The following is a 12,343-nucleotide window of genomic DNA, read 5'->3' as shown; positions in this document are numbered from 1 at the left end:
GGAACCCACCATGGCTGAGGCAGACACCCGGCACGCCCCCGACGAGGCGACGTACTTCTACCAGGACGACCGGGACCCCAAATGCCCCTACGCGCCGCCGCCCGGGCTGCGCGCGCTGAACGAGAAGGGCCCGGTCTCCCGGGCCCGGATCTGGGACGGCAGCACCCCCTGGCTGGTCACCGGCCACGCCGCGCAGCGCGCGATCCTGTCCGATCCCCGGGTGAGCTCCGACGACAAGCGGCCGGGATTCCCGTATCCCAACCGGGCCATGGCGGAGACCGCCCACGAGCACCCGCTCACGATCTTCAACGCGGACGGCGCCGACCACACGCGCATCCGGCGCATGATGACCCGCCCCTTCACCCGCCCCCGCATGGAGGCGTTGCGGCCGCAGATCCAGCGGTTCACCGACGAACTCATCGACGGGATGCTGGCGGGCCCCAAGCCGGCCGACCTGGTGACCTCGCTGGCGCTGCCGCTGCCCTCGCTGATGATCTGCGCGCTGCTCGGCGTCCCCTACGAGGACCACGACTTCTTCCAGGAACACGCGTCGTTCGCCACCCGCAGCGACAAGACGGCCGAGGACGACCGGCGGGCGGGCGAGGCACTGGGCGGCTACCTGGCGGGGCTTCTGCAGAAGAAGATGGAGGAGCCCGCCGAGGACGTCCTCTCGGACTTCGCCGCGCGGATCAAGGACGGCGACCTCACCCTTCCCGAGGCCACTCTCCTGTCCATGATCCTGCTGATCGCGGGGCACGAGACCAGCGCGAACATGATCACGCTGGGTACCGGCCTGCTCCTGGAGAACCCCGAACAACTGGCCGCGCTGCGCGAGATCGACGACACGAAGGCCGCCGCCAACGCGGTCGAGGAGATCCTGCGCTATCTGACCGTCGCCACGTTCGGGCAGCGGCGCATCGCCGGCGAGGACTTCGAGTTCGAGGGCGTGAGCATCAAGGCCGGGGACGGCATCGTCGTCCCGCTGCCCGCCGGCAACTGGGATCCGGAGGCCTTCCCCGAGCCGGAGAAGCTCGACCTCGCGCGCAGGGCGAGCCACCACCACGCCTTCGGCTGGGGCATCCACCAGTGCCTCGGCCAGCAGCTCGCCCGGATCGAGCTCCAGGTCGTCTTCGGCACGCTCTACCGGCGCGTCCCGACCCTGCGGCTCGCGGTCGACCGCGACGAACTCGCCTTCCGCCCGGCCGACGCGCTGGCCTTCGGCCTCCCCGAACTGCCGGTCACCTGGTAGCCGGGGGCGTCCGCCCCACGGCCCTCGGCCGACCCGCCGGTCTCGCCTCCACGGGCGGGGCCGGCGTTCGTATCCGCATCTCCCTCCGCAACTGCATCCGTGACCGCATCCGCAATCGCAGGACAACAGGAGTCACCCATGAACGAGTTCAGCTTCGAAGGACGCGTGGCGGTCGTCACCGGCGCGGGCCGGGGAATCGGCCGGGCCCATGCCCGCCTGCTGGCGGAACGCGGCGCGAAGGTCGTCGTCAACGACCTCGGTGGATCGATGGACGGCGACGGCTGGGACGCCGGTCCCGCGCAGAAGGTCGTCGAGGAGATCGTCGCGGCGGGTGGCGAGGCCGTCGCCGACACCCACGACGTCTCCACGCCCGCCGGCGGCCGGGCGATCGTCGACACCGCGATCGAGCACTTCGGCCGCATCGACATCCTGGTCAACAACGCCGGCATCATCCGGTGGGCCGGCCTCCCCGAGGTCGACGCCGACAACCTCGAACGCCACCTCGCCGTCCACCTCCTCGGCTCGTTCAACACGCTGCGCGCCGCCTGGCCGCACTTCGTCGAGCAGCGCTACGGCCGGGTCGTGCTGACCACCTCCAGCGGGATGTTCGGCCTCGACAACAACCTGTCGTACGCGGCGGCGAAGGCGGGCACGGTCGGGCTGGCCCGCAGCGCGAAGCTGGCCGGCGAACCCCACGGCATCAAGGTCAACCTGATCGCGCCGGCGGCGATGACCCGGATGGGCGGGGGTCCCGAGGAGGAGCCCACGGAGCCGGTCTCCGGTCAGCCGTACATGCCGTCGGACGCGGTCGCGCCGATGGTCGCCTTCCTCGCCCACGAGGACTGTCCGGTGAACGGCGAGATCTACACCGCCGGAGCCGGCCGTTTCGCCCGCCTGTTCATCGCCTCGACCGAGGGGTACGCCCACGAGGCCGGCCCCGCCACCGTCGAGGACGTCGCCGCGCACTGGGACACCATCAACGACGAGAAGGGCTACTACGTCCCGTCCGACCTGATGGCGTGGTCCGGCGCCTTCCTGAAGCACCAGTTCGCGCCGATCGCCGGTTCCGCGGACTCGTAGACCCGCGCGGGACGACACGGACGGCACGAGGGCCGGGCGAACCGCCCGGCCCTCGTGCCGTTCCCCTGTGTCAGGCCGCCCGGCCGACCACCCCTGCCTCGTCGAGGCGCTTGCCGCGGGGGATCAGCAGGACGAGGAGCGTCCCCAGGGCGCAGCATCCGACGACCAGCCAGAGCCCGTTGGTGAAGCCCTCGTCGAGGTAGAACTGCGTGCCCTTGAGGATCGCGCCGTGCTGGGCCATCACGACGAAGGCCAGCTGGGAGACGATGATCTGGGCGACGCCCTGACCCAGGGTCTGGGCACCGTTGGCCAGAGCCTGCTCCTCGGGGGTGACCACCTCGATGATCATGATGGGGACGATGGCGACGACCATGCCCGTGCCCAGGCCCGCGATCAGGCCCATCTCGACGATGTCGGCGGCGCCGTGGTGCAGTTGGGTGCCGATGCCGTAGCCGAGGACCGTGAGGGCGGAGCCGGTGCCCAGCAGGATCCGGGCGTCCACCCGGCGGGCGAGCCAGCCGGTGCCGACGGCCGCCACGACGATCATGGCGCTGATCGGGCTCGTGACGAGGGCGTTGTGGGTCCCGGACCAGCCGAGGCCCTCGGAGACGGCCGGGATGGCCGGCATCAGCACCAGCAGCTGGATCACCACGCCGACCGCGCTGAGCGAGCCGGCCGCCACCGAGGTGGCCAGCAGCACCGACCACACCGGACGGCGCCGTGTCATGGCCGACGGGAACAGCGGTTCGGCGACCCTGCGCTCCACGAGGACGAAGGCGACCAGCGTGAGGAGCGCTCCCGCGACGTAGGCGGCGAACTTCCCGCTGTCCCAGCCCCAGTGCGACCCCTGCCCGACGGCGTAGACGATCGCCGTGACCCCACCGCCGAGGAGGAGACCGCCGATCCAGTCCATCCGGCCGCCGCCCTCGCGCACCGGGCTCTCGGGCACGAAGACGCTCACCAGGACGAAGCTGGCGGCGGTGCTGATGGCCATGAACCACAGCACGCCGCGGAAGCCGTGGTGGTCCAGCAGCCAGCCGGACAGGAAGGGCCCGCCGAAGGCGACGAGACCGACACCGCCCGCCATGATCCCGGTGGCGAGTCCGACCCGGCGGCGCGGCAGGATGTCACGGGTGATCGCGTAGGCGAGCGGTGCGGTGGCCGCGTAGACGCCGGCGATGCCGCGTCCGATGAGCAGCGTGCGGTAGTCGGTGGCCAGGGCGGCGACCAGGTCGCCGACGAAGCCGAGCCCGGTGGCGACGAGCAGGACGCGCTTCTTGCCGTGGAGGGCGGCGGCCTTGACGGCGAACGGCAGGAAGAACGTCCCGGTGAGCAGGGTCATCAGGGTGAACCACGCGATCTCCGTGGTCCGGAAGTGGATCGCCACCTCGGCCTGCGAGATACCGGACAACGCGGCCACGAGCGCGACCAGTTGGACGGTCCACAGGAGCGCGATCACGATCAGCGCATGGCGCGTGGTGGACAGGGATCTCTCTTGGGCCTGCGGGGCGGCGGTCTGGGTCGGTGACATCGGCGGCCTTCCGTGGGTGAGCGGAGCTGGGGAGCGAGCGGCTCCGGTCCGGCGGTGCGACAGCCGGAAAGATAGACCCAACGGTCGGTACAATCAATGAGGTGCACAGAAATTCGACGCGGCACCGGTGCGCATCAGGCGAGTCGCGGTGCGACCTGGGTCGCGACCCACTCCATCGCCTCTCCGACGTGGTCGGCCGCGACGGGCAGCCACAGCGTGCAGACGGTGAGCCCTGCCTCGGCGAGCCGCCCGAGGTCGTCGGCCACGCTCTCCGCGCTGGGCGCGGCGCCGCCGAGCGGCCGGCCCGGTGGCGGAACCGCCGCGGGGACACCGGGCGGAGTGAGGAACGCGGCCGAGGCGAGCGTCAGGCGGTCGGTGTCCTCCGCGCCGGCGAGATCACGCAGGCGGTGCCGGACGTCCGCGACCTCGGAGGCGTCGGCGCCGGTGCCGTACCAGCCGTCACCGAACCGCAGCACGCGGCGCAGCGCCGCGTCACTGTGCCCGCCGACCAACACGGGCGGACCGCCGTCGGTGAGCGGAGGCACGCCCAGGCGCGCGGCGCGCAGTGTCGTGAACGGCCCGTCGAAGTCCGCCGGACGCCGGGTCCACAGGGCCCTGGCCGCCGCGAGATGGTCGTCGGTGCGGGCGCCACGCTCACGGGCGGACACGCCGACGGCGTCGAACTCGTCCGGGTTCCACCCGGTGCCCACGCCCAGGATCAGACGGCCGCCGGACACGACGTCCAGCGTGGCCGCCTGGTTGGCGAGCACCAGCGCCGGGTAGTACGGCGCGACGAGTACGGAGGTCAGCAGCCGTAGACGCGTCGTCGCACCCGCGACGGCCGACAGCAGCACCAGGGGGTCGGTGTCGAGGCCGAAGCCGCTGTCCAGGAGGCGGTTGCCGACGGCGACGTGATCGAAGCCCAGTTCTTCGGCGTGCCGTGCGGCGCGGAGCGCGGCGGCTCCGTCGTCGAGCGGCCAACGCGGCTGGAGGGAGACACCGAGGCGGATTTGGGGCATGAAGGGGCCTTTCGCCGGCGGTCCGGTGGCGACACGACGATCACCGACCGCCCTGTCGCCACACCCAACTACCGCACCGCCCCTCTTTCATCCCGTCCGGGACGCACCTCGTCGGGCCGATGCTCCCGGGAGGTTCGCGGGCCGTGATGATGGTGCGATGAGCATCCAACCGATCGGCAGTACACGGCAGATGCCCGCCGGGCTCGTCGCACTCGCCCTCGGCAGCTTCGGGATCGGGCTGACCGAGTTCGTGATCGCGGGGCTGCTTCCGCAGGTGGGGCGGAGCCTGGCGGTGTCCGAAGCCGCGGCGGGGTGGTTGATCTCCGGGTACGCCCTGACGGTCGCGGTCGGTGCGATCGTGGTGACGGCCGCCACCGCCCGCCTGCACCGCAAGACGGTCCTCACCGGGTTGGTGGTGCTGTTCGTCGTGGGCAACCTCCTGTCCGCCGTCGCACCGAACTATCCGCTGATGCTGCTCGGACGCGTGGTCGCGGCGTTGTGTCACGGCTCGTTCTTCGGCATCGGCTCGCTCGTCGCCCGGCGCATGGTCGCCCCCGAGCGGGCGTCCAGGGCGGTGGCCGTGATGTTCGCCGGGCTGACGGTCGCCAACGTGCTCGGCGTGCCGTTCGGCGCCCTGGTCGGCGAACGGTGGGGCTGGCGTGCCACGTTCTGGGCGATCACCGGTATGGGCGTCGTCGCCGCGGTCGCCATCGCCGTACTGGTGCCGCGCTGGGCCGGTGACGTGAACCGGCCGCCCTCCGCCGAGGACACGGGCCCGGACACGGGCCGCGCGGACGGGCTGCGTGCCCAGCTGCGAGCCTTCCGCTCGGGGCAGGTCTGGCTGACGCTCGCCGCCACCGCGCTCGGCTACGGCGGGATGTTCGGCGCGTTCAGCTATCTGGCCTACACCTTCACCCGGGTCACCGGCTTCACCAGCACCGATGTCGCCTGGCTGCTCGTCGTGTACGGCACCGGCCTCGTGGTCGGCAACATGGCCGGCGGACGAGCAGCCGACCGCAACCGCGACCTGACACTGATCGCCTCCCTGGCCGGTCTCACCGTCACCCTCACCGCGTTCGGGCTGCTGGCGGCCAGCCCCACCGCGTCGGTGATCCTGGTCTTCCTGACGGGACTCTTCGGATTCGCCGGTGTCCCCGGCATGATCACACGTGTCACCGACCACGCTCACGGCGTCCCGCTCGCCGCCAGTGCCAACGTGTCCGCCTCCAACATCGGCAACGCCCTGGGCGCCTGGCTCGGCGGCTTCGCCATCAGCGCCGGCCTCGGCTACACCGCCCCGCTCTACGTCGGCGCCGCCATCGTCCTGACCGGCCTCGCCGTGATGACGATCGCCGCACGCCGATCGGCCCGGCCGGAGCCCGCCACCACCGGCCTCGGTCCGGTCCAGGACCGGGCGTCCACAAGCTGAGGTCCGTGCGACGCGACCGTCTCCGCGACCGCCTGGATCCGTCCGCGATGCGAGATGGGTCACACGGCCCGCGCCTGCGGTAAATTACTAGGACGTCCTAGTATCTCGGGGTCGGCGTACCCCTGACCTCTCCGGGAAGGCCCCCATGAGCGAAGTGCACCGTCCCGTGCACCCCATCCGTCTGATCACCGCTTCGGCGCTGTTCGACGGGCACGACGCCTCGATCAACATCATGCGCCGGATCTTCCAGTCGCAGGGCGCGGAAGTGATCCACCTGGGCCACAACCGTTCGGTTCAGGAGGTCGTGGACGCGGCGCTCGAGGAGGACGCCCACGGCGTCGCCGTCTCGTCGTACCAGGGCGGGCACGTCGAGTATTTCGAGTACCTGGTCGACTCGCTGCGCCGGCAGGGCGCGGACCACGTCCGGGTGGTGGGCGGCGGGGGCGGAGTCATCGTGCCCGAGGAGATCGCCCGGCTGCGTGCGAGCGGGGTGACGATCTTCTCCCCGGAGGACGGCCAGCGGATGGGCCTGGCCGGGATGGTCAACTCGGTCGTGAAGGACTGCGACTTCGACCTGTGGGACGGCAGGCCGGCCGACGCGGCCGCCGTCCTCGCGGGCGAACGGTTCGCGATCGCCCGCGCCGTCACCGGCGCGGAACTGGGCAGGCTGCCGGCGGACTTCCTGGAGAAGATGCGGGTCACGGCGGCTGCCAGGACCGCGCCGGTGCTCGGCATCACCGGCACCGGCGGCTCGGGGAAGTCGTCCCTGACCGACGAACTGGTGCGCCGGTTCCGCGTCGACCAGCAGGACAAGCTGCGGATCGCGGTGATCGCGGTCGACCCGACCCGCCGCCGGGGCGGTGGCGCGCTGCTCGGCGACCGGATCCGGATGAACTCCCTGGACGGCAACCGGGTGTTCTTCCGGAGCCTGGCCACCCGTGGCAGCCGTGAGCTGCCCGAGCAGCTGCCGGACGTGATCGACGTCGTGAAGGCGGCCGGGTTCGACCTGGTGATCGTGGAGACCCCGGGCATCGGGCAGGGCGACGCGGCGATCGTGCCGTTCGTCGACACCTCGATGTACGTGATGACGCCGGAGTTCGGCGCCGCCTCGCAGCTGGAGAAGATCGACATGCTCGACTTCGCCGACGTCGTGGCGATCAACAAGTTCGAGCGGCGCGGCGCCAAGGACGCGCTGCGTGACGTGGGCCGTCAGCTGGTCCGCAACCGCGAGGCGTTCGGTATGCGGCCGGAGGACATGCCGGTCTACGGCACCTCGGCGGCCACGTTCAACGACGACGGCGTCACCGCCCTGTACCAGCACCTCAGGACCGCCCTGGGCGAGCAGGGGCTGCCCCTGGCCCAGGGCGCGCTGGCGCCGGTCGACGTACGCCACTCCTCCGGGATCCGGCAGGTGGTCCCCGCGGACCGGGTGCGCTATCTCGCCGAGATCACCGACAGCGTGCGTGCCTACCACACCGAGACCGGCCGGCTGGCCGAGGCGGCGAGGCGGGTCCAGCGACTCGACGCCGTGAAGGGCGAACTCGTCGCGGCCGAGGCCGACTTCGCCAACGTGGAGGCGCTGCTCGACGACGCCCGCCGGGACCTCCCGCACCACGTCACCGAGCAGATCCGCGACTGGCCCGCCGTCGTCGCCTCCTACTCAGGCGACGAGCAGGTGGTGAAGGTCCGGGACAAGGAGATCCGCACCCGGCTGACCCGCGAGACCCTCTCCGGGAACAAGGTCCCCCGCGTCGCCCTGCCCCGGTTCACCGACCACGGGGAACTGGTGCGGTTCTGGCGCGGCGAGAACCTGCCCGGCTCCTTCCCGTTCACGGCCGGGGTGTTCCCCTTCAAACGCGACGGGGAGGACCCGGCGCGGATGTTCGCCGGCGAGGGCGATCCGTTCCGCACCAACCGGCGCTTCAAGCTGCTCTCCGAGGGCCAGCCGGCCACCCGCCTGTCCACCGCCTTCGACTCCGTCACCCTCTACGGCCGTGACCCCGACGAACGCCCCGACATCTACGGCAAGGTCGGCACCTCCGGTGTCTCGGTGGCCACCCTCGACGACATGAAGGCGCTCTACGACGGCTTCGACCTGGTCGCGCCCACGACCTCGGTCTCCATGACGATCAACGGCCCCGCCCCGACGATCCTGGCGTTCTTCCTCAACACCGCGGTCGACCAGCAACTGGACGCCTTCCGCGCCGCCGAGGGACGCGACCCCTCCCCGGACGAGGCGGCCGAACTGCGGGCCAGGGCCCTGGCGAACGTGCGCGGCACGGTGCAGGCCGACATCCTCAAGGAGGACCAGGGCCAGAACACCTGCCTGTTCTCCACCGAGTTCAGCTTGCGGATGATGGCCGACATCCAGGAGTGGTTCATCGCCCACAAGGTCCGCAACTTCTACTCGGTGTCCATCTCCGGCTACCACATCGCCGAGGCGGGCGCGAACCCCATCAGCCAGCTCGCCTTCACCCTCGCCAACGGCTTCACCTACGTCGAGGCGTACCTCGCGCGCGGCATGCACATCGACGACTTCGCCCCGAACCTGTCGTTCTTCTTCTCCAACGGCATGGACCCCGAGTACTCCGTCCTCGGCCGGGTCGCCCGCCGGATCTGGGCCGTCGCGATGAAGGAGAAGTACGGCGCGGGCGAGCGCTCGCAGAAGCTGAAGTACCACGTCCAGACCTCCGGACGCTCCCTGCACGCGCAGGAGATGGACTTCAACGACATCCGCACCACCCTCCAGGCCCTTATCGCGATCTACGACAACTGCAACAGCCTGCACACCAACGCCTACGACGAGGCCGTCACCACCCCCACCGAGGAGTCCGTACGCCGGGCCCTGGCCATTCAGCTGATCATCAACCGGGAGTGGGGCCTGGCGATGAACGAGAACCCCCTGCAGGGCTCCTTCGTCATCGACGAGCTCACCGACCTCGTCGAAGAGGCGGTCCTGCGGGAGTTCGAGCGCATCAACGAGCGCGGCGGCGTGCTCGGCGCCATGGAGACCGGCTACCAGCGTGGCCGTATCCAGGACGAGTCGATGCTCTACGAGCAGCGCAAGCACGACGGCACCCTGCCCATCATCGGGGTCAACACCTTCCGCAACCCCCACGCCGACACCACCGAGCCCGGCGCCATCGAGCTGGCCCGCGCCACCGAGGGGGAGAAGCACTCCCAGCTGGAACGCGTACGGGACTACCAGGCCGGCCACCGCGACGAGGCGCACGCGGCGCTGGCCGCGCTCAAGGACGCCGCGGTGAACGACCGCAACGTCTTCGCCGTCCTCATGGACGCCGCCCGGGTCTGCTCCCTCCAGCAGATCACCGACGCCTTCTTCGAGGTCGGGGGCCAGTACCGCCGTAACGTCTGACCAGGCGCGTCGCGCTAGACTATGACGGGTGTTATAGGCCAGAGGGGAGCACGATCTTGGCCAAGTCCAGCGCGCCGTCGCGCGAGCGCATCGTGGCCGGTGCCGCCGACCTGATCAGCAGGCGCGGGCTGAACGCCGCGAGCATCCGGGAGGTGGCCAAGCACGCCAAGGCGCCGCTCGGCTCGACGTACCACTACTTCCCCGAGGGCAAGCAGCAGTTGGCGACCGAGGCGGTGCGGCACGCGGGCGGAGCGGTCGCCCGCATCCTGCGCAAGGAGCTGGACGCGGGGCCGGTCGCCGGGCTCCGCGCCTTCCTGGGGTTGTGGCGCGGCATCGTCGTCGAGAGCGACTTCCGCGCCGGCTGCCCCGTGCTGGCCGTCTCCGTCGAGGATTCGGCGACCGAGGAGACGCCGCCCGCCCTCCTCGCCGCCGCGGAGGCGTTCGAGGGCTGGGAGCGGCTCCTCGCCGACTCCCTGCGTCACCATGGCGTCGGCCCCGAGCAGGCCCCGGAGCTCGCGGCCCTCGTGGTGGCGGCCGTCGAGGGCGCCACCGCCATGTGCCGTGCGAAGCGCAGCGTGCTGCCCCTCGACCAGGTCGCGCGACAGCTCGAACCGGTGATCGAGGAGGCCCTCCGTCGCCCTTCCTGACGCCGGAGGGCCTCCGGCGTCAGTCGTCGCTCGCGGTTCCGTGCCCGGAGCGGGGGCCCCGGTGGTGGTGTCCCCCGTCTCCCCGGTCCCTTCCGTGCTCCTCGTTCCCGCCGCTGTCCCCGCCGCCGGTGCCGCACTCCGGTCCGGCCTCCCCGGAGCCCGAGTCGGAGCCCGGGTCGGTGTCCCCGCCGGGCTCCTCGGTGCCGGTCCCGGGATCCGACGTGTGCGGAGCCTCGGGCTCCGGCGTCTCGGGGGCCGGGGACGAGGGCTTCGGGGACTCCTGCTCGCCCTCGTCGGCAGGCGGTGAGGGCTGTTCCCCCTTCGGGGCGGTTTCGGTGGGTGAGGGCTCGTCGGCCTTGGGCTCCTCGGCGGTCTTCCCGCCCGAAGTCGTGGTTGTCTCCTCGCCGGTGGACGGCCGTGACGCATCCGTGGACGTGGTCGAGTCGTCCGTCCGCGGGGCGTCCGCGTCCCTGACGTCGGCCGCCTGCGCGGAGGTCACCCGGTCCTCGGCGGCCTCCGCCGGCGCGGCGGTCCCCGCGGGAGGCGCCACCGGCGTCTCCGCCACGGGCACCTGGCGCACGGGCGCGTCGGCGACCGGTGTGCGCTGTGCCGGTATCGGAGCGGACTCGGCCGGGGCGAGGACGAGGCAGACCACGACGGCGCCCGCCACGAGCGCGCCGGCCGCCACCGCCGCCGGCTTCGAGCCGCCCACCGCGGCATGGCGCACCCCGTGCAGCAGCCCGGCACCGTGCCCGGCCGCCGCGCCGACCGCGGTCGCCGCACCGGCGGACCCCGCGGTGAAGGCCAGAAGGAACTTGCCCGTGCCGCCGACGGCGAACACGAGCAGCGCCGGAGCGACGAGCGCGGGCAGCCGGTCGTTGGCCCGCATCAACGCGGCGAGCCGCGCGCGGCAGTCGTCGCAGCCGTCCACGTGACCGAGCAGCCGTTCGCCCTGGCGCGCGGACGCGGCGCCCCGGACGTACGCGGGCATCCGGGCCCAGTGGACCTGGCACGCGGGGTCGTCCGGGGCACCGGTCTGCGTGCGCAGGAAGGCCTGCCGCATGCCCTCCCGGGCGCGGTGCAGCAGCACGGCCGTCGCACCCTCCTTGGTCCCGAGTTGCGGCCCGATCGCCGCCAGCGGCTGCCCCTCCGCCTCGGCCAGCCACAGCGCCTTGACCCAGCGCTCGGGCAACTGGCCCAGCACCCGCACCACCAGGTCGACCTGGGAGACCTGCTCGGCCGGGTCGCCGTCGCGCGCGCCCGGCTCGGCCCGCTCGTCGGCCTGCGGATCCTGCGGCGTCTCGCGCACCGCGGTCCCGGAGGCGATCGCGAGATGCCGCACCGTCGTCCTGAGGTACGCCGGCACGTTGTCGATCTCGTGCCCCTCGGCCAGCCGCCGCCACACCCGGAAGTGCGCCTCGGCGACGAGGTCCTCGGCGGTCCAGGCGTTCCTGGTGAGCGAGCGGGCGTACGCGACGAGACGCGGCTGCTGTTCCTCGTAGATCCGGGCGTACGCGGCGGTCGCGGAGGACTGTGCGGGGACAGTGGTGGGCCTGTCGGACATGGAGGAACGCTCCGGTTGCCTGCTGAGGGGCGGAAGGTTTGTCAGCCTAGATGACAAAACTTTCAACGAAAGTTGCGGTGGTTGCCGGATGTGGCGCAGATCACGCCGGCCGGCCCCGACCTGTTCATCTACGCGGACGGGCTCGTCGACTGCTGGGGCCTGGTCACCCTGGAGAAGTTCGCGGAGAAGCTGCGCACCGGCTGGGTCGCCACCGAGTTCCCGGAGGGCGCCAGGGCCTCCGCCTTCGAGATGGCCGACTGGAAGTTCGCCGAGCCGGACAGCCGGCTGCCCCCCGAGCTGCTGCTCGCCGAGGTGCGCGACACCATCGACCAGCTCAACGGGCCGCACGCGCGGGCATCACCGACCCGGAGACGGGCCTGCCCGTGGGCTGACCCGCCGGGCCGCGCCGAGCCGGAGCCGGCCACCGCGGCGACCGGCTGACGCCGCC

Annotated in this window: 9 protein-coding genes; 6 read left to right on the top strand and 3 right to left on the bottom strand. The window is 72.0% G+C overall.

Annotated elements, in window-relative coordinates; genetic code table 11:
- Positions 1–10 precede the first annotated feature (10 nt).
- Entirely contained in the window at positions 11–1,249 is a 1,239-nt protein-coding gene (locus ACIRF9_RS27790; protein WP_403827516.1) for a cytochrome P450, read from the top strand.
- Between the two features lie 138 nt (positions 1,250–1,387).
- Positions 1,388–2,329 carry an SDR family NAD(P)-dependent oxidoreductase gene (locus ACIRF9_RS27785; protein WP_403827514.1) on the top strand — a complete coding sequence of 314 codons (942 nt, stop codon included), beginning with the start codon at positions 1,388–1,390 and terminating at the stop codon, positions 2,327–2,329.
- Between the two features lie 70 nt (positions 2,330–2,399).
- On the opposite strand, the gene ACIRF9_RS27780 is transcribed toward ACIRF9_RS27785, so the two are convergent.
- Positions 2,400–3,860 carry an MFS transporter gene (locus ACIRF9_RS27780; protein ID WP_403827512.1) on the bottom strand — a complete coding sequence of 487 codons (1,461 nt, stop codon included), beginning with the start codon at positions 3,858–3,860 and terminating at the stop codon, positions 2,400–2,402.
- A gap of 134 nt (positions 3,861–3,994) precedes the next feature.
- On the bottom strand, positions 3,995–4,879 hold the full coding sequence (locus tag ACIRF9_RS27775) for a TIGR03619 family F420-dependent LLM class oxidoreductase (protein ID WP_403827510.1): 885 nt from the start codon (positions 4,877–4,879) through the stop codon (positions 3,995–3,997).
- Positions 4,880–5,069: 190 nt separating this feature from the next.
- Here ACIRF9_RS27775 and ACIRF9_RS27770 point away from each other — a divergent pair, with 190 nt between their 5' ends.
- The 3 genes from ACIRF9_RS27770 (at position 5,070) to ACIRF9_RS27760 (ending at position 10,331) form a co-directional block, all read left to right on the top strand.
- Positions 5,070–6,308: an MFS transporter gene (locus tag ACIRF9_RS27770; RefSeq protein ID WP_403827764.1), complete on the top strand. Its 1,239-nt coding sequence runs from the start codon at positions 5,070–5,072 to the stop codon at positions 6,306–6,308.
- 145 nt (positions 6,309–6,453) lie between these two features.
- A complete protein-coding gene (gene icmF / locus ACIRF9_RS27765) occupies positions 6,454–9,684 on the top strand; it encodes a fused isobutyryl-CoA mutase/GTPase IcmF (RefSeq protein ID WP_403827508.1) in 3,231 nt (1,076 codons plus the stop codon).
- A gap of 56 nt (positions 9,685–9,740) precedes the next feature.
- Complete coding sequence (locus ACIRF9_RS27760) at positions 9,741–10,331, top strand: TetR/AcrR family transcriptional regulator (RefSeq protein WP_403827506.1); 591 nt, start codon at positions 9,741–9,743, stop codon at positions 10,329–10,331.
- A gap of 19 nt (positions 10,332–10,350) precedes the next feature.
- On the opposite strand, the gene ACIRF9_RS27755 is transcribed toward ACIRF9_RS27760, so the two are convergent.
- Positions 10,351–11,895 (bottom strand): sigma-70 family RNA polymerase sigma factor, encoded by a 1,545-nt coding sequence (locus tag ACIRF9_RS27755; RefSeq protein WP_403827504.1) that lies wholly within the window; start codon positions 11,893–11,895, stop codon positions 10,351–10,353.
- A gap of 90 nt (positions 11,896–11,985) precedes the next feature.
- Between ACIRF9_RS27755 and ACIRF9_RS27750 the strand changes: the two genes are divergently transcribed.
- Positions 11,986–12,336, top strand: a complete 351-nt coding sequence (locus tag ACIRF9_RS27750) for a hypothetical protein (RefSeq protein WP_403827502.1) — start codon at positions 11,986–11,988, stop codon at positions 12,334–12,336.
- The last annotated feature ends 7 nt before the right edge of the window (positions 12,337–12,343 follow it).

Source organism: Streptomyces sp. NPDC096132, assembly GCF_044763345.1.
Taxonomy (GTDB): Bacteria; Actinomycetota; Actinomycetes; order Streptomycetales; family Streptomycetaceae; genus Streptomyces.
The sequence above is the reverse complement of the archived record's forward strand: the minus strand, read 5'-3'. Positions and strand labels throughout refer to the sequence as shown.